The 24,727-nt window shown below is 64.5% G+C and carries 21 protein-coding genes; 14 read left to right on the forward strand and 7 right to left on the reverse strand.

Annotated features, from left to right (window positions below):
* Positions 1-25 precede the first annotated feature (25 nt).
* The 5 genes from E1956_RS20095 to E1956_RS20115 all read right to left on the reverse strand — a co-directional run bounded on the left by E1956_RS20095 (position 26) and on the right by E1956_RS20115 (position 7,484).
* Positions 26-3,319: an efflux RND transporter permease subunit gene (locus tag E1956_RS20095; protein WP_134752258.1), complete on the reverse strand. Its 3,294-nt coding sequence runs from the start codon at positions 3,317-3,319 to the stop codon at positions 26-28.
* Between the two features lie 11 nt (positions 3,320-3,330).
* Positions 3,331-4,533 carry an efflux RND transporter periplasmic adaptor subunit gene (locus E1956_RS20100; RefSeq protein ID WP_134752260.1) on the reverse strand — a complete coding sequence of 401 codons (1,203 nt, stop codon included), beginning with the start codon at positions 4,531-4,533 and terminating at the stop codon, positions 3,331-3,333.
* Between the two features lie 31 nt (positions 4,534-4,564).
* Positions 4,565-6,160, reverse strand: a complete 1,596-nt coding sequence (locus E1956_RS20105; protein WP_134752262.1) for an efflux transporter outer membrane subunit — start codon at positions 6,158-6,160, stop codon at positions 4,565-4,567.
* A gap of 96 nt (positions 6,161-6,256) precedes the next feature.
* Positions 6,257-6,907, reverse strand: coding sequence for a TetR/AcrR family transcriptional regulator (locus E1956_RS20110; RefSeq protein WP_134752264.1), 651 nt, complete (start codon positions 6,905-6,907; stop codon positions 6,257-6,259).
* Positions 6,908-7,118: 211 nt separating this feature from the next.
* A complete protein-coding gene (locus tag E1956_RS20115) occupies positions 7,119-7,484 on the reverse strand; it encodes a nuclear transport factor 2 family protein (RefSeq protein WP_134752266.1) in 366 nt (121 codons plus the stop codon).
* Positions 7,485-7,595: 111 nt separating this feature from the next.
* On the opposite strand from E1956_RS20115, the gene E1956_RS20120 reads away from it, so the two are divergent.
* The 9 genes from E1956_RS20120 to E1956_RS20165 all read left to right on the forward strand — a co-directional run bounded on the left by E1956_RS20120 (position 7,596) and on the right by E1956_RS20165 (position 17,509).
* Positions 7,596-8,507 carry an AraC family transcriptional regulator gene (locus E1956_RS20120; RefSeq protein WP_134752268.1) on the forward strand — a complete coding sequence of 304 codons (912 nt, stop codon included), beginning with the start codon at positions 7,596-7,598 and terminating at the stop codon, positions 8,505-8,507.
* Between the two features lie 380 nt (positions 8,508-8,887).
* Positions 8,888-10,066: a helix-turn-helix transcriptional regulator gene (locus tag E1956_RS20125; RefSeq protein ID WP_134752269.1), complete on the forward strand. Its 1,179-nt coding sequence runs from the start codon at positions 8,888-8,890 to the stop codon at positions 10,064-10,066.
* Positions 10,067-10,376: 310 nt separating this feature from the next.
* Positions 10,377-11,147, forward strand: coding sequence for an SDR family oxidoreductase (locus E1956_RS20135; protein ID WP_134752271.1), 771 nt, complete (start codon positions 10,377-10,379; stop codon positions 11,145-11,147).
* Positions 11,148-11,323: 176 nt separating this feature from the next.
* Entirely contained in the window at positions 11,324-12,412 is a 1,089-nt protein-coding gene (locus E1956_RS20140) for a Rieske 2Fe-2S domain-containing protein (protein WP_134752273.1), read from the forward strand.
* A gap of 22 nt (positions 12,413-12,434) precedes the next feature.
* Complete coding sequence (locus tag E1956_RS20145; protein ID WP_134752275.1) at positions 12,435-13,253, forward strand: SDR family NAD(P)-dependent oxidoreductase; 819 nt, start codon at positions 12,435-12,437, stop codon at positions 13,251-13,253.
* Positions 13,254-13,286: 33 nt separating this feature from the next.
* Entirely contained in the window at positions 13,287-13,913 is a 627-nt protein-coding gene (locus E1956_RS20150; protein WP_134752277.1) for a nuclear transport factor 2 family protein, read from the forward strand.
* A 21-nt stretch (positions 13,914-13,934) separates the two neighbouring features.
* A complete protein-coding gene (locus tag E1956_RS20155) occupies positions 13,935-15,038 on the forward strand; it encodes an alkene reductase (RefSeq protein WP_134752279.1) in 1,104 nt (367 codons plus the stop codon).
* Positions 15,035-16,645 (forward strand): FadD3 family acyl-CoA ligase, encoded by a 1,611-nt coding sequence (locus E1956_RS20160; RefSeq protein WP_134752281.1) that lies wholly within the window; start codon positions 15,035-15,037, stop codon positions 16,643-16,645. Before E1956_RS20155 ends, E1956_RS20160 begins: the two co-directional genes overlap by 4 nt.
* A 60-nt stretch (positions 16,646-16,705) precedes the next feature.
* Positions 16,706-17,509 carry an SDR family NAD(P)-dependent oxidoreductase gene (locus E1956_RS20165; RefSeq protein WP_134752283.1) on the forward strand — a complete coding sequence of 268 codons (804 nt, stop codon included), beginning with the start codon at positions 16,706-16,708 and terminating at the stop codon, positions 17,507-17,509.
* A 104-nt stretch (positions 17,510-17,613) separates the two neighbouring features.
* On the opposite strand, the gene E1956_RS20170 is transcribed toward E1956_RS20165, so the two are convergent.
* Positions 17,614-18,123, reverse strand: coding sequence for a nuclear transport factor 2 family protein (locus E1956_RS20170; RefSeq protein ID WP_167760079.1), 510 nt, complete (start codon positions 18,121-18,123; stop codon positions 17,614-17,616).
* A gap of 362 nt (positions 18,124-18,485) precedes the next feature.
* Between E1956_RS20170 and E1956_RS20175 the strand changes: the two genes are divergently transcribed.
* The 4 genes from E1956_RS20175 to E1956_RS20190 are packed head-to-tail and all read left to right on the forward strand — an operon-like array spanning position 18,486 to position 22,626.
* Complete coding sequence (locus tag E1956_RS20175; RefSeq protein ID WP_134752287.1) at positions 18,486-19,562, forward strand: LLM class flavin-dependent oxidoreductase; 1,077 nt, start codon at positions 18,486-18,488, stop codon at positions 19,560-19,562.
* Between the two features lie 30 nt (positions 19,563-19,592).
* Entirely contained in the window at positions 19,593-20,426 is an 834-nt protein-coding gene (locus tag E1956_RS20180; protein ID WP_134752289.1) for a class II aldolase/adducin family protein, read from the forward strand.
* Complete coding sequence (locus E1956_RS20185; protein ID WP_134752291.1) at positions 20,426-21,022, forward strand: cysteine dioxygenase family protein; 597 nt, start codon at positions 20,426-20,428, stop codon at positions 21,020-21,022. Before E1956_RS20180 ends, E1956_RS20185 begins: the two co-directional genes overlap by 1 nt.
* Positions 21,019-22,626 (forward strand): rhodanese-related sulfurtransferase, encoded by a 1,608-nt coding sequence (locus E1956_RS20190; protein WP_134752293.1) that lies wholly within the window; start codon positions 21,019-21,021, stop codon positions 22,624-22,626. The genes E1956_RS20185 and E1956_RS20190 overlap by 4 nt, the downstream gene beginning before the upstream one ends.
* Before the next feature lie 14 nt (positions 22,627-22,640).
* On the opposite strand, the gene E1956_RS20195 is transcribed toward E1956_RS20190, so the two are convergent.
* Positions 22,641-23,552 (reverse strand): LysR family transcriptional regulator, encoded by a 912-nt coding sequence (locus E1956_RS20195; protein ID WP_134752295.1) that lies wholly within the window; start codon positions 23,550-23,552, stop codon positions 22,641-22,643.
* A gap of 227 nt (positions 23,553-23,779) precedes the next feature.
* On the opposite strand from E1956_RS20195, the gene E1956_RS20200 reads away from it, so the two are divergent.
* Positions 23,780-24,709, forward strand: coding sequence for an ABC transporter substrate-binding protein (locus E1956_RS20200; protein ID WP_134752297.1), 930 nt, complete (start codon positions 23,780-23,782; stop codon positions 24,707-24,709).
* The last annotated feature ends 18 nt before the right edge of the window (positions 24,710-24,727 follow it).

Consider the following 24,727-nt stretch of genomic DNA (forward strand, 5'->3'; position numbering starts at 1 on the left):
AGGCCTGTTACGGTCGCGGTCCCGATCACCGATATTGACCGATATCGTCGCCGCCCTCGCGCGCGGGGGCGTGTGCCGCCGTTGCCCCGCCGGCATGATGCTTCAGTTTGTGCGTGACCACATCGAGCTTGTCACCGAGCAGTCGTCGCACCGTCACATAGAACACCGGAATCAGCAGCAGCCCGAAGAATGTCGCGAAGAGCATCCCGCCAATTACGCCCGTGCCGATCTCGTGCCGGGACGAAGCGCCGGCCCCGGTGGAGATGACGAGTGGGAACACGCCCAGAATAAAGGCCATCGAAGTCATCAGGATCGGGCGCAAGCGCAGCCGTGCCGCGGTCGTGACCGCATCGTAGAGCGTCATCCCGTTCGCCTGCCCTTCGACCGCGAATTCGACGATCAGAATTGCGTTCTTCGCGGCCAGGCCGATAACCGTGACGAGACCGATCTTGAAGTAGATGTCGTTAGGCACGTCGCGCCACAGACAGAACGCCAGCATGCCGAGCATCCCGAGCGGTACCACGAGCAGCACCGCAGCCGGAATCGACCAGCTCTCATAGAGCGCCGCCAGACACAGAAAGACCACCAGGATCGACAACGCCATGAGTGCGGTCGCCGAGCTTCCCGACAGTATTTCCTGGTAGGACTGCCCGGTCCAATCCGCATCGAATCCGTGCGGCAGCTTTTGATTGACGATGCCCTGCAGCGCCTGCATCGCCTGGCCCGTTGAATAGCCGGGCGCCGAATTGCCGACGACTTCGACTGCGGAATAGCCGTTGTAGCGCGGCAGCACGGTCGGCCCGTTGTACCAGTTGGTCGTGACGACGCTCGACAGCGGCACCATGTTGTACGGGCTGATCGACGTGTTCGCCACCGACGGGTCAACCTGGGTCAGATAGCCACTCGTGTTGGTCACCGTCCCTGCCGTGCTGGCAGTGCCCGACGCGGCGTTGGTGATACCCGATGGCGTGTAGAGGTGCTGGAATGCATCGAGGCCCATTCGATACGGCGCATCCGCCTGGAGGAACACCTTCTTCACGCGACCGCCGTAGGTAAACTGGTTCACGTAGAACGGCGCCAGCTCCGTGCCGATCGTCTGGTAGACATCCGTCAGCGACAGCCCCATCGACTGTGCCTGAGGGCGATCCACCGCGATCTGCAGTTGCGGCGCGTTGGGTAGCGAGTTCGGTCGGACGCCGAAAAGAACGTCGTTCTTGCTGGCGTTCTCGAGCAGCGTCGCTTCGGCGGCACCCAGTTCCGCGCGCGACTGGCCTGCGCGCGCCTGAAGATACATGTCGACGCCGCCGAACTGGCTCAGCCCGCGGATCGTCGGCAGATTCACAACGAACAGTTGGGCGTCCGGAATGCTGTGCAGGATTTTGTTGGCCTGCGGGATCAGCTCCATCGCCGTTCGCCCACGCTTGTTCCATTCGACGAGCTTGATGAACGTCATACCGACATTTTCGTTGGTACCGACGAAGCTGTAGCCTTCCGGCTGGAACATGGCGTAGATATCCCTGCCGATGTCGCTATGGACCAGCTTGTCGCGCACTTCGCCCATCACGCGGTTCGTACTCTGCAGCGTCGAGCCCGGCGGCAGGTTCACGAGCGCCAGCATGAAACCCTGGTCTTCGTCGGGCACGAAGCCTGTCGGCAATTTCGTGTAGAGGAATCCGGTCAGCACGACCACGAGCACGAAGGCCATCATCCAGCGGGGCGCGTGACGCACGGCCCGTCCGACGTGTCCCAGATAGGTGTGGGACATCCGGTCGAAGCCGCGGTCGAACCAGCGGAACAGCACGCCCTTCTCATGCTCGTGAACCGGCTTCAGGATGGCCGCGCACAGCGACGGCGTGAACGACATCGCCAGAAACGCGGAGAACACCATCGAGACCGCGATGGTGAGCGCGAACTGCGCATAGATGATGCCGTTCGCACCGGGTTGCAGCGCGGACGGCACGAATACGGCCGACAGCACGACCGTGATCGCGACGATGGCGCCCGTGATCTGCGCCATGGCCTTGCGCGTGGCCGCTTTCGGCTCCAGATGCTCCTCGCTCATGATCCGCTCGACGTTCTCGATCACCACAATCGCGTCGTCCACCACGATGCCGATCGCAAGCACCATGCCGAACAGCGTCAGCTGGTTTAGCGTGAAATTCAGCGCCGCAAGCCCGATGAACGTGCCGAGCAGCGCAACCGGAATCACGAGGGTCGGGATGAGCGTGGCCCGGAAGTTCTGCAGGAAGATCAGCATCACGAAGAACACCAGCACGACGGCTTCGATCAGTGTCTTGACCACGTCGGTAATGGAAGCCGTGATGAACGGCGTGGTGTCGTACGGGATGTCCCATGTCACGCCCGGCGGCAGGTCCTTCGCGAGATCCGCCATGGTGGACTTGACGACTTTGGCCACCTTGAGCGCGTTGGCGCCCGGCAGCAGGAACACGCCCATGCCGCCTGCGGGCTTGCCGTCGTAGACCGACGCCAGGCCATTGGTCTGCGGACCGAAACTGACGCGCGCGACGTCCGAGAGCCGTACCGTCGTGCCGTTGCTGTTCGCCAGCAAAATGATGTCGCGGAACTGCTGCAGCGAAGAGAACCGCATGTCGCCGGACACCGTCGCTGTGAAGACTTGCCCCTTCACCGCCGGATCCGCACCGAGAGAACCGGCCGCAAACTGCGCATTCTGGGCATTCACTGCGTTGAGGACCTGGGTGGTCGAGAGTCCGTAGCCCTGCAGCTTGTCGGGGTCGATCCAGATGCGCACTGCGTATTCGGAGCCGAGCAGCGTGGTATTGCCGACACCGCTGATGCGCCCGATCACCGGCTGGATCTGTGACGCAACGATGTCCGAAAGTCGCGCCGCGTCAATGCCCGGACTGTTCGAGCGCAGCGCGACGAACAACAGGATGTCCGGGCTCGACTTCGCGACCACCACGCCTTGCTGCGTCACCTGCGAGGGCAGCAACGGCTCGGCGATCTGAACCTTGTTCTGCACCTGCACCTGCGCAATGTCCGGGTTGGTGCCGATCGCAAAGCTGAGCGTGATGACACTCTGGCCGTTGGAACTCGAACTCGAGCTGAAGTACAGGAGGTTGTCGATGCCGGTGAGCTGCTGCTCGATGACCTGGGTCACCGTCGATTCCATCGTCGCGGCGCTCGCGCCCGGATAGGTCGAGGTAATGGTCACCTGCGGTGGCGCGATGTCTGGATACGAATCGATCCCCATGCTGCGCATGGAGATGATGCCGAACAGCGAGATCAGGATCGCGACCACCCACGCGAATATCGGCCGTTCAATGAAAAAACTCGGCATGGGGGGATCTCCTAGTGCGCGGCGCTGGCGGGCGGGCTGTCGGGCGCCGCCGCCAGCGGCTGAGCAGGCGGCTGCCACGGACTGGCGTTGACCTGCATGCCCTCATGCGCGACCTGCACACCTGTGACGATCACCTTGTCGCCCTCGGCGATGCCTTTCGTGACGATCCAGTCATTGCCGACGCTGGCGTTCGTTTCGACGTCCTTGCGCACCACCTTGCCGCCCTGCCCGACCACCAGCAGATACGCTCCCTGCGTATCCCGCAGCAGCGCCTGCTGCGGGATCAGGAAGACGTTGTTCTGTTCACCGAAGCGGACAACCAGCGTCACGTACATGCCGGGCAGGAGCAGATGCTGCGGATTGGCAAGGAGCGCGCGCAGGTTGACGGTGCCCGTTGTGGCGTTGACGGCGGGGTCCGAAAAGTCGAGCTTGCCGGGCTGCTCGTATGGCGTGCCGTTGGGGAGGCTCACCTGGACGGTCGTCGAGTCTTGCTGCGCGAGAGCCACGGAGCCGCTGCCCTGCGATTGCCGCAGCGTGATCAGATCGGCCGCGCTGATCGTGAAGTTGACGTACACCGGGTCGACCTGCTGAACGGTGGTCAGCAGTGTGCCGCTCGTCCCGGCGTCAGTCGTGCTGCTGCCGACCACCGCGCCCGCGGTCACCTGTTGCTGCCCCGCGATGCCGCTGATCGGCGAAGTCACCCGCGTGTAGCCGAGACTGATGCGTGCGCTCTGGACCAGCGCCTGATCCGCCTGCACCTTGGCCGCCGCACTGCGCTCGGCCGCATTGGAGTTGTCGACGGTCTGCTGCGACACCGAACCGACGGGTAGCAGCTTGCGGTTGCGCTCCGCGGTGATATGGTCGTTGACGTAGGTGGCCTGATCCAGCGCCTGCTGCGCGATGTCGTTGTCGAGCTGGGCCTTGTAATACGACGGGTCGATCTCGAACAGCACCTGCCCCTGCCGGACTTCGCTGCCCTCGGCATAGACCCGTTTGACCAGCACACCCGACACGCGCGCGGTGACGTTGGCGCTGTAGTACGGCGAAAGGCGTCCGACGAACTGGCGCGTCAGCGGCACGGTCTGCGGATGCGCCGTCGTCACGGCCACCTGCGGCGGGGGCGGCGCTGGGGGCTTGCTCTTCGTGCAGGCCGCGAGTGCGAGGAGGCACAGACTCGCGCAAAGCACGGGCACGCTGGCGGGCAGTGACTTCATGAGATGGAGACTCCAGTCAGAAGCACTTCATTCAGTTAGGAGGCGATCCGGCGTCCTGCCGGCGCGCCTGCGAATCGATCGACGAAAACGCCGTCGACGACAGGGGGTGGCCCGTCGCCGAGGCCGCCTTGTTGTCGTCCCATTGCCAGCCGCCGCCGAGGTTCTTGACCAGCGTGACGCTGCTTTGGGCGAGCAACGATTGGGTGTCGCGCAGGTTCTGCTCCGCCTCGATCAACGTGAGCTGCTGGTTGAGCAGATCCTGCTCGCTAGCCGAGCCAACGTCGCGCTGCGCCCGAACGCTGGCGAAGAGTTGCTGGTTGCGCTGCAGGATAGCGGCGTACGAGGATGCCTGCACGCGCAGATGGTTGACCGCTGAAAGACTGTCCTCCACGCTGCCGAAGGCGGTCAGCACCGTGTTGCGATAGGTCGCCACGTCCCCGTCATAGGTGGCACGAGCCTGCCTCACCGCGGCGGTGCGTGCGCCGGCATCGAAAATCGTTTCGGCAAGCTCGGGGCCGAGCGTCCAGAAGCGGTTCGGCAGCGAAAAAAGATGGGCGAACGTGTTGTGCTGGAAGCCGCCTTCCGCCGACAGCGTCAGGCTGGGAAAGAATGCCGCCTCGGCTACGCCGATTCTGGAATTCGCGGCTGCGGCCGTGCGTTCGGCGCTCACCACGTCATAGCGGCGCTCGAGCAGTTCCGAAGGCAGCCCGAGCGGCACGTCCGGAATCACGAAAACGTGGTCCGGATCCGGGGCGATCTCGAACCCCGCGGGCGGCACGCCGGTCAGCACGGCTAGCGCATGCTCGTCCTGCTCGCGGGATATTTTGGTGAGCTGCAACTGGGCGACGACGGTTTCGAGGTCGTCCTGGGCCACGAGCACCTGGTCGCTCGAAGCCGCGCCCGCGCGGTACGAGGCCTGGGTCATCTCGAGAATCCGGGCATCGATCTCCTGCTGCCTCGTGAGCGACCGGATGTCGTAGTCGGCCTGACGCAGCGCGAGGTAATCCCCGGCCACGCTCGCCTCGATCGAGAGCCGCTCGCCCGCCAGCTGTGCGTCGCTCGCCTGAGCGCTTTCCTGGGAGGATTCGATCTGACGGCGAATCGAGCCCCACAGGTCGATCTCCCAGCTCGCAGAGACCTGTGCAACCACGTTGTTGACCACGCCCCCGCCCGAGCCCCCAACGGACGACGAGCTGCCGGGCACCTGGGTCACGCCCTTGCCGAAGCCGGTGCGCGAGGCCGAAAGATCGCCCGTTACAATCGGGAAGAGGCCTGCGGTGTTGGATTCGACGGTGGCGAGCGCGACGCGATACGCGGCCTCGGCCGCCGCGATCGACTGATTCGCCTTCAGCGAGCGATCGACGAGATCGTCGAGCGTCGCGTCCTGATACATGTGCCACCACGTGCTGGAGAGCGAGGCCGCCGGATTGACCTGGGCGCGCTGCCAGTCCACGCCTTCCTTGAAGCTCTCGGGTACCTGCACCTCGGGCCTGCGATAGTCGGGGCCGACCATGCAGCCCGCGAGCCAGAGGGCGAGCACGAGTGCCGCGCCGCCGCGAAGGTACCACCGCCCTGGCCGCGCGGTGCCACTCGCTGCAAAGGCCACGGTGCGCGGATTTTTCTTCATGCGCATCTCTACAGAATCCACGGCAACTCCGACAAAACGAATGATGTATTTCGGATGCCTATATAACTGAAAGATGAAAGCTTACAAAAGGGTGAATCAGGTTGCGCAGCCAGACACGAAAATGCGGACCGCCTGCCGCGCGATGCGCCGCCGGGTTGCCGCGTTCGGACGGGCGGTACAGCCGAGCAGCATCCGCGCACGCACGCCGCCGAGCACCAGATAGACGAACTGCTCCACGGCGAGATCGACGTCCGCAATCGTGAACTCGCCGCGCTCCACGGTGCGCCGCAGGTAATCCGTCAGCGGCTCCGTGCCCGCCAGGTTGCCGCAGCGGTCGAGATAAGCGTCGACAAGGGCCGGAAATCGGCGCGACTCGACGATGAGCGTCCGGTACAGCTCGATCATGTCACTCTGCGTGCCGACGTCGAGAAGTCGCAGCGCCACGGCTTCGAGCACGGCAACCGGCCCGTTATCGTTGGCAACGATTTTCCGGAGTTCCTCTACCCACGCATCGGCCAGCGTCCGCACGATGGCATCAAACAATCCCGCTTTGCTGCCGAAGTGGCAATAAAGCGTCTTTTTCGCCACTCCAGCGTCGCGGGAGATCGCGTCGAGGCTCGTTTCCCGATAGCCGGCCGAAAGGAATCTCTCCTTTGCCACGTCGAGCACGACCTGCGCGCGAACCTCCGCGTCGTGCCGCGAAGGCCGACCGCCCCTGCCTGACTTCCGCGCCAGATCGTTACCCATGACGCTCCGAGTACATGGTGCAGGTGTGGAAACTCCACCAGTGCGTTTCGTTCAGACTAGTCGAGCGGAACCCGGAATTCAATGTGAGCGTTAATGTTCAGGGAGCAACGCACCAGCGGGTGCAACCGGCCAGGAAAAGTCATCCATTGTCATCGGAGTCTGGACGTTGGGGCATCCGGTCATCCCTGGAAACCGCCTCCCGGTGATCGGTTCAGAACATCGTATTCGCATTGTTAGCCGTCTTCGGCACGGGCTGCAGCACGTCCCAGTGCTCCACTATCTTGCCGTTGGCATCGAAGCGGAAGATGTCGACACCCGCGGTCTCCTGACCGGCCCATTCCAGGTAGCGCACGTGTACAAAAGCAAGATCGCCGTCTATCGCAATGCGTTTAACTTCGCACGGAATGCGCCCGGCCTGCTTGATGTAACCGAGGATGTCATCCAGCCCATCAGGGAAAAGCGGATTGTGTTGAATGTATGGCCCGCTCACAAAACCCGGATACAGGTCTGCCTGGCCCTCGTTGAAGATCTTCTCGTAGATAGTGTTAAGCACTTGCAGGACATGCTCTCTATTCATGATTTCATCTCCGGGTTTGTACCCTCTCATTGGAAGGGCTCTCTGGAAGATGGTCCATACCCATGCAGCGCGAAAACATAGCAATTCGTCTCATTCTGGTACGATGCGATCATGGATGCGTTGAACGGTTGGTTAAAGGCGGTCCGTGCCGATGGCCTGGTGCTGGTGCGCACACGCGTGGCAGGCCCATGGGGGTTCGAGGTGCAACCTCGCGACGCCGCGGTGTTCCATTTCGTGGCGGAAGGACGTGCCTTCGTGCGCCAACCCGAGATGGAAACGATCGAATTGCGGGCTGGTGAACTGGTCCTGTTCCCGCGTGGCAGCGCACATGAGGTAGCGCATTCCGGGCAAGGCAAAGCCGTGCCGCTAGATGTGTTCCTGTCCATGCGTAATGGTGTCGTCGACCGCAATCCAAAGGCCACCACGCTGATTTGCGGCCAGTTCGACATAGACCAGCACCTGGCGCTTCCCGCTCTGCGGGCGCTACCACAAGCCGTGTCGCTCCGCGCCGGAACGGAACCTGGATGCTCACCGTTAAGCGACACGCTACGCATGCTTCGTCATGAAGTGGAGGCGCCGAACTTCGGGAATCAGATCGTGGTTCGCAACCTTCTCTCGTCCATGTTCGTCTACTTCATACGCGATTGGGCCGACGCCGCCTCTCCCGCAACAAACGACTGGTTTTCGGCTCTGCGAACGCCGCACGTGACACGGGTTCTCGCGCGCATGCACGAAGAACCCGAACGTGCGTGGACACTGGAGGAACTCGCCAAAGTAGCTGGGTTGTCGCGCGCTGCGTTCGCACGCAACTTCAGCAATTCAGTAGGTGAACCACCGCACAGCTATCTAACGCGCTGGCGCATGGGCATTGCCGCTCAACTACTCGAGCAGACCGATTTGCGACTTGGCGAGATCGCATCGCGTGTTGGATACCAGTCTGAATTTTCCTTCAGTCGCGCCTTCAAATCGACTCGTGGCGTCTCGCCAATTCAGTATCGGCGCGAAAAACCTGATCGTCGCTGAGCCGGAGCGCTTGAAGACAGAACCGACCGCGTCCGGTCCGACGCCGAGCCCGCTTGATCGCGGCGAGGAGACCGTAGCACCTTGTATCCTGCTGAGCTCCACCGGAAAAAGTGAAAGCCAACATTCCGTACAATTCAGGAATGGAGGCATACTTGAGCCGAATCCCCAATACCGTCTGAAATGAGGCGGTGAAGCTCGCAACGAGCAAGGGAGCGGGTGCATCAGCGGCTGCGCGCCGGTTGTCGATATCACAGAAGAAATACAGTGGCAAACAGAGTGCGTGCTACAAACGACAGCACGCTGGATCACAATCGCGCTCGCGGGTGATGACAGCCAGGCGTCTCGCTCGAGCGAATGCGCATTGAGGATGGAGCGAGTTAATGGAAGTAGAATTGGCGCCCGACACAGTGCAGATGATGGGCGAACTGGCGGGGCTCGACGTGCCCCAATTCAGCGAGCTCATGGCGCGAATCTACCAGGGGCCATTGCAGGAAGTGCCGTGGACTGACGCGTTGGAGTGGATCCGGCGATACCTCGACTCGAGCTACGTCACACTCATCTTGCGCAGTGCCTCACGCGAGCGGCGCGGGGTGATGATCAATGCAGGCGCGTCGGGCCTGGTGCCGGACGAAGTCGCTTACAACACCTGCTATTACGCGCTCGATCCATTCGTCGGTCTACCAGGAGACCGTGTCGTCACCGTCGACGAGATGTTTGGAGAGACCGGTTGGCTGTCGTCCGAACTCTATAAACAATGGCAGAAACCGGTCGACGTCCGGTACGTGCTGGGCGCGGATCTTCGCACGGAATCGGGCGTCGAGTGCCGCTTTCGCGTCTCCCGCGACCATGCATCGGACGACTTCAGCGCGCGCGACAGGGCATTATGCACACTGCTGCTCCCCCATCTCAGGCGCGCGGTCGAACTGCATTCGCGTCTGGATACTGCCGTGGTCGAACGCTCGATGTACGCGAACACCGTCGATCACATGCAGGTCGGCTCCGTGCTGCTTGACGTGAACGGCGCGATCATCGGCAAGAATCGCACCGCCGACGACATCCTCGCTCAGCGCGACGGACTGCGTGTCGCGTACGGATCGATCGAGGCCACGGATGCGCGAGAGAACCGCACGCTCAAGCGAATCGTACGGCATGCGGTGATGGGTCACCTCGGAACGGCTGCGCCTGTTATTGAGGCGATGCCCATTACGCGCAGCGGGCAACAGCCCAGGCTCGGGGTGCTGATACGTACGATTCCGTTATCGGAGTGGTCAGATGCCGGCAAGCACCGTGCCGCGGTCGCGCTGTTTCTACGTGATCCGGATCGCAAGCCTCAAGGCACGCAGGAGACCTTGCGCAAACTGTTCGATCTGACACAAGCCGAAACGTCACTCGTGATGCTGCTCGCGAATGGCCTGACACTCGAAGAAGCGGCCGACGAGTCTGGAATCAGCAAAAACACAGCACGAGCGCATCTGCGGGCGATCTTTTCGAAGACGGGCGTCACCCGACAGGCCATGCTCGTGGGCGTCGTGCTCGGCAGCCTCATGCCTCTGGGCTGAGTGCGTGCGCCGCCGCGCACGGCGATGATCGACGACATCGCCGCGCAGGCTTGCGTGCGGACCGGCATAGCATCCTTCGCCGATTGTGCCATCGCAGACCACGACGGCGGTCGAATACACATAGTACAACGTATCAACTCCCCTCGAATCAGTAAAACCACATGAGAGGCTTCGGTGAAGATTTCCGCCCGAGCGTGACCCGCCCATGCATCTTCACCCCCAGTTCCCACGTCGCGACATCGTCCTTTCAGACTACGAGAAAAAACACCGCTGCATCTATCATCGGCACAGACGATAATGGAGACTCGGAATGACAACGCTCGACTTCAGCGGCAAGACGGTCCTGGTAACCGGAGGAACCAAAGGTATCGGCTACAGGATCGCCGAGCGCTACCTCGCCGCCGGCGCACGCGTCTTCGTATGCGGCCGCTCCTCCCCCGAGACGCTCCCTTGCGCCGGCAACAGCGCCGCCACGTTCATTGCCGCCGACCTGCGCGATAGCGGGCAGGTCGATGCGCTGCTCGCCAGCATCCGCGCCGAAACGGGACGTCTCGATGTCGTTGTCAACAATGCCGGCGGCTCGCCGTTCGTCGCGGCAGCCGATGCTTCGCCGCGCTTCACAGAGGCGATCATCCGCCTCAATCTCATTGCACCTCTGGAACTCGCGCAACGTGCGAACGCGATGATGCAACAGCAGGAAGACGGAGGGGTCATCCTCTTCATCGGCAGCGTCAGCGCCTCACGCCCCTCTCCCGGTACTGCCGCCTATGGTGCCGCGAAAGCCGGGATCGTGAATGCCGTTGCATCGCTCGCGGTGGAGTGGGCGCCGCGCGTGCGGATTTGCGCGGTGAGCCCAAGCCTTGTGCAAACCGCATCGGCGACCAGCGGACACTACGGCGACGACAACGCGCTAGACGCCATCTGCAAGACGATTCCAGCTGGCCGGCTCGCGACCCCGGACGACGTGGCCGACGCGTGCCTTTTTCTTTCGTCGCCGCTGGCCGCGTACACGTCCGGCACGAATCTCCGTCTCGAAGGCGGTGGCGAACGCCCGATGTACCTCGGCGCCGTCAACGCCTGATCAATAAGGATGCCGACATATTATTTCAATGTCTTGATTCGCTATCAAAATTTGATAATCCCGGGATCTCGATGGAGATGCGCTCGAGCATGATGGACTAGTCCGTATGGGTTATGTTGCCGTTGCGGCTGCGGAGCAAAATGAGCTCATGCACATAACGACCACGGAGGGACACCATGGCATTTCCTCGCTCTGCCGGAGCAACTGCACCACCGGAACGCTACGCCAGAGGCTGGCATTGCCTCGGACTGGCATCTGAATACAAGGACGGCAAGCCTCACGGTCTCGATATTTTCGGCCAGCGTCTGGTTGCTTTTGCGGGCGACGACGGTCACATCCGCATCCTCGATGGATGGTGTCCGCACATGGGCGCGGATCTGGCCTCGGGAACGGTGCAAGGCAACTCGGTGGTCTGCCCGTTCCACCATTGGAGCTGGGGCGGCGACGGTGCGTGCAACAGCATTCCCTATTGCAAGCGCGTGCCAGCGAAAGCGCGCGTCAATACGTGGCACAGCTGCGAGCAAAATAACCTTCTGTTCGTCTGGAACGATCCGGAGGGCGCACCGCCCGCTCCTGAAGTCGCGATCCCCCGCATCCGCGCCTGCTTTTCGGACGAATGGATGCCGTGGGCCGTCCGCAAGATGACCATCCAGACGCACTGCCGCGAACTCGTCGACAATCTCGCCGATGCAGCGCACTTCGGCCCCGTGCACGGCTCTCCCGCCAGTTACTTCTGCAACACGTTCGTCGGCCACGTCGGCCACCAGATGTTTCACGGTGCGCAGAGCGAGCTTCTGGGCAGCACGCTGATCGCAGACAGTGCCTACTTCGGCCCGGCTTATCACATCACCCACATGAGCGCCGAAGTCGACGGGAATCCGCTACACAGCATCCTGCTCAACTGTCATGTGCCGATCAACCAGCACAGCTTCGACCTGCGCTACGGCGTGATGATCAAGAAGATGCCCGGCCTCTCCGATGACCAGAACCGCGAGATCGCCGATGCCTACGTGGAGCAGGCCCACAAGTCCTTCTTCCAGGACGTCGAGATCTGGCACAACAAGACGCGCATCGAGCGCCCGGTCCTGTGCGAAGGCGACGGCCCGATCTATCAGCTTCGCGAATGGTATCGGCAGTTCTACACGGACGTTGCGGACCTCCCTCGCAATCTGCATGAGAAGAAGGTCTTTCAGTGCAAGGACGGTGAATGGCAAACGCTGTCCGAAGTGCCCGCGCAGGCCGTCAGTCAGCTGCACGCGATTTGATCACAAGACTCAGGAGTCCACATTGAACGGACGTTTGCAGGGAAAGATCGCATGGGTCAGCGGTGCGGGAACCGGCATCGGCGAAGCCACCGCGAAGCGCTTCGCAGCGGAGGGGGCCACCGTTATGATTTGCGGCCGGCGGCGCGAGCCGCTCGAACGGGTCGTGGCCGAAATCGTGGCACAGGGCGCGAACGCGGCCTGGATTCAGGCCGACGTCACCGACGAGCAGTCGGTCGAGCGGGCAGTGAGCGCCACCGTCGAGCGCTTCGGCGGTCTCGACATCATGGTCAACAATGCCGTGAACTACACATGGGGCATGCTGGATCAGGTCAGCACCGACGCGTGGCACCAGTGCCTGCGCGGCAGCCTCGACGTGGCGTTCTTCGGCACCCGCGCGGCGTTGCGCGTGATGAAGGCGCGCGGCGGCGGCGCGATCGTCAATCTCGGTTCGGTCGCGGGATTGCTGGGGAGTCCGGGCTTGTCCGCTTACGGCGCCGCCAAGGCGGGCGTGCTCAACTTCAGCCGCGCGGTAGCGCTCGAAGGCGCGCCCCACCATGTCCGGGTCAATGTCGTGATCCCCGGCGTGGTCTGGAGCGAGGGCACGCGCGAAGCACTGAGCGACGCCCAAACTGCCGAGGGCACGGCGCGCTCGGTGCCGATGATGCGCATCGGCGAGCCGCTCGAAGTCGCCAATGCCATCCTGTTCCTCGTCTCCGGCGAAGCGTCGTATATCACCGGACAAAGCCTGGTCGTCGACGGTGGCAAGACCTGCCGGCTCGATGTGGGCGCCACCGACTACGTCTCCGAAACCTCTGCCGAGCGGCGTGGCACCGCCTCGTGAGCGGTGCAGCCAGCTTAAAGGACCTGCGCGAAAATGCATGATTCGTCACTACTCGAGCGAATCGATCGCCTCGAATCCATCGAAGAGATCCGCATGTTGCCCGCCAAGTATGCCTTGGCGCTCGACATGCGCGACCTCGACGCGTGGACAAGCCTGTTTCCGGAAGACGTCGTGGTTGGCAAGGAGCGGGTCGGACGCGCCCATCTGAAGCAATGGATCGACGACACGTTGCGTAACCAGTTCACCGTGACATCGCATCACATCGGCGGCCACATCATCGAGTTCAAGGACGCGGATCACGCGAGCGGCGTGGTCTATTCGAAGAACGAGCATGAGACCGGTCCCGAGTGGGTCATCATGCAGATGCTCTACTGGGACGACTACGAACGCATCGACGGCCGCTGGTATTTCAGGCGCCGTTTGCCGTGCTATCTGTACGCGAGCGACCTGAACAAGCCGCCGATCGGAGACAAGAAGATGCGCTGGCCGGGCCGCGAACTCTACGATGGCTCGTGGCACGATCTCTGGCCTTCATGGAAGGCGTTCTGGAACAACAAGCCCACCGGCGAACTGCCGGACGTTGCCGCCCCCGCGCCGCTCGGGGCATTTCTGGAGAGCATGCGGCGCGGCTCGCCCGTGCCGAAGATCCGCACGCGTTGAAGACAGCACGGAATACCCAGCATGACAGCAAACCTGTTTGAACCCGTACAGCTCGGCGAACTCGCGCTTGCCAACCGTGTCGTGATGGCGCCGATGACGCGTAGTCGTGCGAACGAAAACGATGCACCGGACCACCTGCACGTCACCTATTACGCGCAGCGCGCAAGTGCGGGGCTGATCGTTGCCGAGGGCACCTACCCGAGCCATCACGGCAAAGGCTACTGCCGCACCCCGGGTATCGTCACCGATGCCCAGATCGGCGCATGGCGCCGCGTGACCGACACAGTACACGAACGCGGCGCCAAGATCGTTCTCCAGCTGATGCATGTCGGGCGGATTGCGACGCGCCACAACAAGGCGCCCGACGCGCAAACGGTCGCGCCGTCGGCGATTCACGCGCGTGGAGCGCTTTATTCCGACACGTATGGCGCCGTCGAAATGGACGTGCCGCGCGCGCTCACCGGCTCCGGGATCGCCAGCGTGATCAACGAGTATCGTCGCGGCGCCCTCAATGCGATGGCCGCCGGCTTCGACGGCGTCGAACTGCATTGCAGCAGCGGCTATCTGCCGATGCAGTTCCTGCTCGCATGCTCGAACCGGCGCACCGACGAATACGGCCAGACACTGCAAGGACGGATTCGCTTCCCGGTCGAGACGCTCGAAGCCATCGCCGCTGCAGTCGGTGCTGGGCGGGTCGGCTTGCGCATCTGTCCTGGCAACCCCTACAACGACATGCAAGACGACGATCCGGCCGCCACCTACGGCGCGTTGCTCGACGCCGTATCGCCAATGGGCCTCGCGTATCTGCACGTGAGCCGCTCTCCTGATCCCGCACTGGACGCCTTTGCGCTGGCACGCCGCCATTTTCACGGCCCGCTGATCGTCAACGACGGCTTCGACGGACAGAGCGCGGCGCAAGCCGTCTCCAATGGCATTGGGGATGCCGTGTCGTTCGCCCGGCACTTCATCGGCAACCCCGATCTCGTGACGCGTCTGAAGGAGCGCGCGCCGCTCGCGGGATTCGACCGCGCTTCGCTCTATACGACGGGCGCGCACGGTTATACGGACTACCCGCCTCTTTCAGAAGGCGCCTCAGGCTTTGCTGCAGAAAGGACCCAGCCGTGACCGATCGTCTTCCAACCCATCCGACCATTCCGAACCTGCTCGCGCAATCGGCCGAATGTTATGCAGACCTGACTGCCATCGACGATGCCGGCGTGCGGATCAGCTACGCCGAGCTGTACCAGTCGGCCCGGACGGTGGCCCGCGCGCTGATCACACTCGGCGTGCAGCACGGCGAACGCGTCGCGATCTGGGCGCCGAACATTCACGAATGGATCGTCGCCGCGCTAGGCGTGCATTGCGCCGGCGCGGTGCTCGTGCCCGTCAATACCCGCCTGAAGGGTGTCGAGGCCGCGGATATCCTCGTTCGCAGCCGGGCCCGCGTGCTCTTTTGCATCGGCGAGTTTCTCGACGTCCGCTATCCGGACATGCTGGCGGACCATGACATCCCGACGTTGCAGCACCGTGTCGTACTGCGCGATCCGCAGGCGGGCGATGCAGGCTGGGAGGCCTTTCTCGCGCGCGCCGCCGGGACGCACGAAGCCGAACTGGAAGCGCGGCTCGCCTCGATCACGAGCGAGACGGCGTCGGACGTGCTGTTCACGTCGGGAACGACCGGGCGTCCGAAGGGCGTGGTGACGGCCCATGGGCAAAACCTTCGCGCCTTCGCCGACTGGTCCGGGATCGTGGGGTTGAGGCAGGGCGACCGCTATCTGATCGTGAGCCCGTTCTTCCACGCGTTCGGCTACAAGGCCGGGTGGCTCGCCGCCCTCATTCGCGGTGCGACCATCGTTCCTCAACGGATATTCGACACCGAGTCCGTCTTGCGGCGCATCGCCACCGAGCGGATCAGCTTCCTGCCGGGCTCACCGACACTCTATCTGAGCCTGCTCGCCCACCCTCGCCTCGCCGACTTCGATCTCTCCTCGTTGCGCGTCGCTGTCACGGGCGCCTCGAACGTCGCGCCGGAGCTGATCGGGCGCATGCAGCGGGAACTGGGTTTCGGCACGGTGGTGACCGCCTACGGGTTGACAGAGTGCTGTGGCCTGGCCACCGTATGCCGCCCCGGCGACGACGCGTACACCGTCGCGACGACCTGCGGACGCCCGCTCGACGGCGTCGAACTGCGCGTCGTCGACGAGACGGGACGCGCGGTGCCAACGGGCGCGGCGGGCGAAGTCCTGATCCGCGGCTACACGGTGATGAAGGGCTACCTCGACGACGAGGCGGCCGTGCGCGAGACGATCGACAGCGCGGGCTGGCTGCACACCGGCGACATCGGCACGCTCGACGAGCGCGGCTATCTGCGCATCACCGACCGGCTCAAGGACATGTTCATCGTCGGCGGATTCAACTGCTACCCGGCCGAGATCGAGAACCTGCTGACCGGACACCCGTCGATCGCTCAGGTTGCGGTGATAGGCGTGCCCGATGACCGGCAGGGCGAGGTCGGCAAGGCCTATGTCGTACTGCGCGCGGGCCTCGACCTCGGCGCCGAGGAGCTGATCGGCTGGTGCCGGGCACGCATGGCCAACTACAAGGTGCCGCGCAGCGTGGAGTTCGTTGCGGCGCTACCCGTCAACGCATCCGGAAAGGTGCTCAAGCAGTCGCTGCGCGCGGCGGCGGCACCCACCGGGCACGGCGAGGCGGACCGCCCTGCCGTGCATTGAAGAAGTACGCCGCCTCGTCCTCCGGGCACGAGGCGGTTCGACAACCCATCGAGATCCTCCATGACCACTCATCCTTCCTCATCGCAGTCAGACTCCGCCGACGTATCGTTCAACCTGCCTGCCACAGCCGTCGTGGTCACGGGCGGCGCCTCCGGTATCGGGGAGGCGTCAGCGGCGGCGCTTGCCGCCGTCGGCCGCCCGGTCGCCATCTGGGATATTCAACGCGACAAGGCGCAAGCCGTCGCGGCCCAGCTCGCTGAACGCTACGGCATCGCCACATACGGGCACGGCGTCGACCTGCGCGACGCGAGCGCACTGGAGCCGGCGCTCGCGCAAACACGCGCGGCGCTGCCCGCGCTCGGCGGCCTGGTTCACGCGGCGGGCGTAGTCGACCAGAGCGGGATCGACGGACTCAGCGTCGAACGCTGGGACGCCGTGCTCAACATCAATCTGCGCGCGCTGGCCCTACTCGTCCAGGCGATGCTCCCCGATTTCCGCGCCAACCCGGGTTCGGCCGTCGTGGCCATCGCTTCGATCAACGCGACGCTTGGCAACGGGCTCATCCCCTCGTATTCCGCCTCGAAAGGCGGCGTCCTGTCACTCGTGCGCTCGCTCGCGGACAGCCTCGGCAACGATGGAATCCGGGTCAACTCGGTCTCGCCGGGCCAGATCCTCACGCCGATGATTCAACCGGTTGTCGACACCCTGCCCGCGGGCGCGTTCGAGCGCCGCATCATGCTGGGCCGTCTCGGGGAACCCGCCGAAGTCGGCCGCGTGGTCCGCTTCCTGCTCTCCAACGAGGCCAGCTACATCACGGGGGCGGAGATCGTCGTCGACGGGGGCAACATTCCCTCCCAGCGCTGATTGGGTTCCTTCTCAGGGCACGCCGCCCGCGTGCCCTGGAACGTGCCATCCCGGCAAGACCGTATTGCCGAAAATACTTGCCGGTGGCCGGTGGTGTGGCCGCGTCAGAGCCGCATCAATTCACGCGCCTCGGCGCTGTCCTGCAACAGACGGTTGACACGGCACGCGATGCGCCATTGCGGCATGGCACGGCCTGATGCTTGCACTCGCACCAGTTCCCAGCGATTGGCGGCCACCCGCCAGACTTCAAAGCCGCCCGCATGCGCCCGATAGACTCGCGAACAGGAAATCACGGTCGCGCGGTCCCCGTCGAGCGTGATCTGCGGTAGTCCCATCACATGCGCCCCACCGCCACGGATCAACGTCTGATGGATCGGGTGCTCGAAGAGCGCTGCGATCTCGGTATGCCCCCTGGCGACGGCGCCGGGCCCGAGATCGTAGATGCCGTCCACCGTCCACAAGCTGGCAGCCTCCCTGCACCGGGCGGGATCGGTCGCGCTATCGACCAGAGGCCCATATGAGGCAATCAGACGGTGGATCGCCAGTTCGTCGGACAGCGCTTTCACCGTTCCTTCGAGCGCATCCCAACGTCGTTGCCATTCTGTGTTTTCCATCGTCTGCATTCCTTCGTTGCGGCGCTCGCTGGACGAGCAACGGTCCATTGCCGGTGCGGACTTGCGCGTCGGTGATGAAACGTGCGTCCTCCGAGGCGGCAAGCGCGGTGAACCGCTGCTCTCCTCCGCCCCGTCGAATCTCGTGATGGTGTACGCACGACGGACGGATAACATCGTCCACGTGGACTACCGGCGCAAAGGCGTAAGCACATCGGCGCCATCCCCCATGCGAAAGTAGAATGTTTATCTGCATTCAATATTTAAGATTCGCATGACCTGCTGCTAGTCTTCCCAAGTCGGGCACTCGCCCGGAGATCCGTTCGCTTCGCATGGCGCGGACCACTGTTCACGAGGGAGACAGCATGAGCATCGAATTCATCGGGATGATCCAGCAGCGCAAGGTGTCGGAGACGCACCTCGCCACCGGCCCGGCGATCGACGTCGATTACGTCCGCGACTTCGCCCAGGCGCACGAGCGCGCGGGTTTCGATCGCATTCTGGTGCCGCACAGTGCCGTCAGCCCCGACGCGACGCTCACCATCGCCTATGCGGCGAGCGTGACCTCGCGCGTGCATTTCATGCTGGCGCACCGCCCCGGCTTCGTGGCGCCCACGCTCGCCGCGCGCCAGATCGCCACGCTCGATCACTTCTCGGGCGGCCGTCTCGCCGTGCACTTCATCTCGGGCGGCAGCGACGCCGACCAGCGCCGCGACGGCGACTTTCTGGGCCACGACGAGCGCTACGCGCGCACCGACGAGTATCTGCAGATCCTCAAGCGCGTCTGGACCGAAGAAAAGCCGTTCGACCACGCAGGCCGCTTCTATCGCTTCGAACAGGCGTGGTCGGAGGTCAAGCCACGGCAGCAGCCGCATGTGCCGATCTATTTTGGCGGCGCGTCCGAGGCCGCACTCGCGGTCGCGGGCAAGCACGCCGATGTCTACGCGCTCTGGGGTGAATCGAAGCAAGGCGTCGCCGACCTGATTGGCCGTGTGCGCGCCGAGGCCGCGAAACATGGCCGCAATGTGCGCTTTTCCGTGTCGTTCCGGCCGATCCTCGCCGACACGGAGCGGGCCGCCTGGGAGCGCGCCGAGCACATCCTGTCCGAAACGCGGCGCCTGCGCACCGAGCAAGGTCTCGACCAGGGCGCTCCGCTCCAGAGCGAAGGCGCACGACGCCTGCTCGCCGCTGGCGGCGACGGCGTGCGCGCCGATGAGCGCCTGTGGACAGCGGTCGCGAAGGAGATCGGTGGACGCTCGAACTCCACGGCACTCGTGGGCACGCCCGAACAGGTCGCGCAGACGCTCGCCGAGTATCACGCACTGGGCGTGACCACGTTCCTGATTCGTGGCTTCGATCCGCTCGAAGATGCCGCCGACTACGGCCGCGTGCTGATTCCCGCCACGCGCGAACTGACCGCGCGTGTGCGCGCCGCCGCTTGAACGTCCGCTAGCCCGATTGCAAGGAACACCATGAGCGACACCGCCATCGCAGCCATCACCACCGGCGCGCCGTCCGCAGACCCGCGGCACGCGCCCATCCGCAAGTTCTGGTTCGACGACGACGAGAACGCCCCCGTTCGCACGCTCGCCGAAGAACGCCGCCATCGCCAGGAACGGCTCGCCGGCGCGTTCCGGCTCTTCGCGCGCTACGGCTTCGACCAGGGGCTCGCGGGGCACATCACCGCGCGCGACCCCGAATGGGCCGATCACTTCTGGGTCAATCCGCTCGGGCTGCATTTCGGACGCGTGCGCGTCTCCGACCTGCTGCTCGTGAACCGGCATGGCGAGATCGTCGTAGGCGCCGGCCCCGTGAATCAGGCTGCTTTCGCGATCCATGCGGCGATTCATGAAGCACGCCCCGACGTCGTCGCGGCCGCCCACACGCATTCGCTTTACGGCAAGGCCTGGTCGACGCTCGGCCGCACGCTCGATCCGCTCACACAGGACTCCTGCTCTTTCTACGAGGATCACACGCTCTTCGACGACTTCCGCGGCGTTGTGCTCGACACCAGCGAAGGCGCGCGCATTGCCGATGCGCTCGGCAACCACAAGGCGGTGATCCTCAAGAACCACGGCATCCTCACAGCCGGCCCGAGCGTCGAAGCGGCCGCACGGTGGTACATCGCGCTGGACAACGCGTGCCATGCGCAACTGCTGGCCGAAGCCGCGGGCGAGCCGCAGCGCATTCCCCACGATATTGCCGCACTCACTCACACGCAGGTGGGACGCCCGGCTGGCGCGCGGCACGCGTTCGAGAGCCTGTACGCAGACCTCGTCGTGCGCGAACCGGAGCTGCTCGACTGATGTCCCTTCACAAGCTACGACGCTTCGTCGGCACGATTGCGCAGCTCGTCGAAGAGGCGCCGCACGAATCCAGACTCATCGAGCATGGGCTCGACGCGCTGCGCGAACTCGTGCGTGTCGATGACTGGTTGCCCAACGCCTATGCCATGCCCTCTCCCGAACGTTATCAGCAATATCTGCTGCATGCGGATGCACGCCAGCGCTTCTCGGTGGTCAGCTTCGTCTGGGGACCGGGCCAGCAGACGCCCGTCCACGACCACACCGTATGGGGCTTGATCGGCGTACTGCGCGGCGCGGAGTATGCGCAGCCCTATGCGTGCGACGCCGCAGGCGCACTCCACGCGCACGGAGCCGAGGTCCGGCTCGAACGCGGCGAGGTGGAAGCCGTCTCGCCGGCGATCGGCGACGTCCACCGCGTGCGCAACGCGCACCATGATCGCGTCTCGGTCAGTATCCACGTGTACGGCGCGAACATCGGCGCGGTGCAGCGCTCCACCTACCCGCTCGATGGGCCTCCGAGGCCCTTCATCTCCGGCTACTCGAACGACGTTCTCCCGAATCTCTGGGATCTCAGCAAGGAACCCGCTGCCTCATGAAATCATTCCCGACGCGCTCATACCAGGACGTGCGCGACGCTCTGCTCGCCCGGCGCGAAATCGCGCTGCTCGATGTGCGCGAAGAAGATCCGCATGCGCAGGGCCATCCGCTTTTCGCGGCGAACCTGCCGCTCTCGAAGCTCGAGCTCGACGCTTGGACGAAGCTGCCGCGACGCAGTGTGCCGATCGTGCTGCTCGATGACGGCGAAGGTTTCGCGCAGCGCGCGGCGGACAAGCTAGACGCGCTTGGCTACACCGATATCGCCCTCTTCGATGGCGGCGTCGCGGGCTGGATCCGCGCGGGCGGCGAGCTGTTTCGCGACGTGAACGTGCCGAGCAAGGCGTTCGGCGAATTCGTCGAGTCGGAGCGCCACACGCCTTCGCTTTCCGCCGAGGCGGTCGAGGCATTGCTCGCTAGCGGCGAGCGCATCGCCGTGCTCGATGCGCGCCGCTTCGACGAATACCAGACCATGAACATTCCCGGCAGCATCAGCGTGCCGGGCGCGGAGCTCGTGCTGCGCGCCCGCGCGCTCGCTGCCGATCCAGCCACGCGTGTCATCGTGAACTGCGCGGGACGCACGCGCAGCATCATCGGCGCGCAGTCGCTCGTCAATGCGGGGCTGCCGAATCCCGTGGCGGCGCTGCGCAACGGCACGATCGGCTGGACGCTCGCCGGCCTGGCGCTCGAGCATGGCAGCGCCCGCCAGTTCGATCCGCAGGCGGGACGCGACGAGGCCACGCTCGCGCAGTCTCGAGACGCCGCGCGAGCGCTCGCCGGGCGCGCCGGAGTGGGACGCACGACGCTCGAGGAAGCCGCGCGCTGGGCCGACGATACGTCGCGCACGACGTATCGCTTCGACGTGCGCACGCCTCGCGAATACGAGCACGCGCACGCGCCGGGCTTCCAGGGGGCGCCCGGCGGCCAGCTCGTTCAGGAGACCGACATGTTCGCGCCCGTGCGCGGCGCACGCGTGGTGCTCTTCGACGACGACGGCGTGCGCGCAAACATGACCGCATCATGGCTCGCGCAGATGAATGTCGACGTGCATGTCGTTGACGAAGCGCGCGCCGCCGATCTTGCCGAAGCAGGCGCATGGCGCGCACCGAGGCCCGCCGCCGCGAGCGTCGCGGCGATCACGCCGGCAGCGCTCGCGGCGCGTCTGGCCGAGGCCGGGCACGGTACCGTCGTGCTCGATTTCACGTCGAGCGCGAATCACGTGAAGTCGCACATTCCCGGCGCATGGTGGGCGCTGCGCTCGCACCTCACGCCGGGCTTCGACGACGTGCGCGCACTGCCCGACGCGAAGCGCTACGTCGCCGTCTGCATGACGAATGTGCTCGCACCGTATGCCGCGTCCGAGATTGCGGCACTCACCGGCAAGCCGGTCGAGGTTCTGGAGGGCGGCACGGCCGCGTGGATACGCGCGGGCCTGCCCGTGGAGAGCGGCGAAACGCATCTGGCCTCGCCGCGCATCGACCGCTATCGACGCCCTTACGAGGGCACCGACAACGCGCGCGAGGCGATGAACGCGTACCTCGAATGGGAATATGGTCTCGTCGCGCAACTCGGGCGCGACGGCACCCACGGCTTCTTCGTGATCTGAGCAAGACGCGCGTTTCAGGCCGCGCGCGCGAGCCGCGCGGCCTTGAAGCTGCGCGCGATGCTCTGCGCGAGCACCGCGAGCGCAGATTCCATCTTGCCGATGGCCCGCGAGCGCACGATCCATACGGCGATCTCGGGCTTGAAGTCGCTCACCTGCACGATATCCAGCGCTGCGGCGTGCGCGCTCGCCGCCACGAGCGGCTGCGGCACGAGCCCGAGTCCAACGCCATCCGCAACGAGGCCGAGCTGCAACCCGGTGCCGAGCGTTTCCAGATTCAGCTTGAGCACGTGCCCCTGCGCCGCAAGCGCATGTTGCAGGCCCGCCCGAAAACCGCAGCCGTCCGGATTGAGCACCCAGCCGAGCGACTGGCATTCGGCGAGCGTATGCGCGCGGCGCTTGAGCAAGCCTTTTTGCGCGACCACGGCCAGCTTGAGCGAGCCGAGCGATTCGCCCGCAAGCGATTCCGGCAACGCGCGGTTCACGGGCAGCAGCACGACGGCCGCATCGAGCTCGCCGTCCTCCACCTTTTGCAGGAGCGGCGCCCCCCATCCCGTCGTGACACGCGCCTGCAATTCCGGATGCGCGTGACGCAGCGCCTGTAGCGCTTCGAGCATCGCAATGTCGGCGACGGTCTGGGCGACGCCGAGACGCAGCACGCCCGCGAGCGGCGCCCCGTCGTTCACGAGTTGCCGCAGCGCATCGATCTCACGCACGATAGCGCGGCACTGGTCATAGACGGCGCGGCCCATCGGCGTCGTGCGCATGGGCTTGGTGTTGCGGTCGAGCAGCTCCACGCCCAGCGCCTCCTCGAAGTTCTGGATGCGCCGCGTGACGGCCGGCTGGGTCAGCTCGAGCCGCTCGGCCGCCTGGCTCAGCGACTCGCTGCGCACGACGGCGACGAAGGCTTCGATCTCGTCGAGTTTCATGATGATTTTCTGCGGCTGCGGATGCGTATTTGCCCGTTGTGGTGATTGCGTAGCTTAGCGTCTTACCGGCATGCGCTCAAGCATCGAGCCCATTGCATGCCATTTTTCTCCATTTGCCTCATGCATATTTCGATAGAAGAAAAATGCGTTTGCCTTATGGAGACGCGCTCCTTATCGTCATCATTTCAGCATTCTCTTTGCCCCACGCATCATTCGAGGATATTTTCATGCGCCGTATTTATGCCAGCCTGCTCTTTGCGCTCACCGTCACACTGCCGTACGGCGCATCGGCCGCCACGCTCAAGGTGGGCGACCAGCAGCTTCAGACGCGCGGCATTCTCGAAGCCTCGGGCCAGTTGAAGGACGTGCCTTACCAGATCGAATGGTTCAACTTCCCCGCCGCGCAGCCGCTTGGCGAGGCGCTCAACGCGGGCGCCATCGACGTGGGCGGGCTGGGCGACGCGCCGCTCATCTTCGCGTATTCAGCCGGCGCAAAGATTCGTGCGGTCTCGGCCACGCGCTCGACACCGGTCGATCTCGCGATCGTCGTGCCCGCCGGCTCGCCCATCCGCAACGCCGCCGACCTGAAGGGCAAGCGCATCGCCACAACGCGCGGCTCGATCGGACACTATCTTGCCGTGGCGACGCTCGAGCGCGCGAACCTCAAGCTCACCGACGTGAGCTGGTCCTACATGCAACCCGCCGACGCACGCGCCGCGCTTGCCTCCGGCACCGTGGATGCGTGGTCCACATGGGACCCTTACGTGGCGCTGACCGAGGCGCGCGACCACGCGCGCAGCATTGCGAACGGCGTGGGCCTCTCCTCGGGCCTGAGCTTCGAGGCAGCGACCGACACGGCGATCCGCGAAAAGCACGCCGAACTCGCCGATTTTCTGCGCCGCGTCGCGGCGGGCCAGCGCTGGGCACTCTCGCATCCCGACGAAGTCGCGGCGATCCAGTCTCGCGTGACCGGCCTGCCCGCCGACGTGCTGAAGACCGTCTATCAACGCGCGCAACTGCATCCGGTGTCGATCGACGACAGCCTGATCGCCGAGCAGCAGCGCACCGCCGACCTCTACCTGCGCGCGAACGTGATCAAGGCACGCCTGAACGTCGCGCCGAGCTTCGACAGGCAGTTCTCGCCCAACGCGCCATGACCCGATGACCCAATCCGG

It is taken from the genome of Paraburkholderia pallida (assembly GCF_004524855.1).
Classification (GTDB): domain Bacteria; phylum Pseudomonadota; class Gammaproteobacteria; order Burkholderiales; family Burkholderiaceae; genus Paraburkholderia; species Paraburkholderia oxyphila.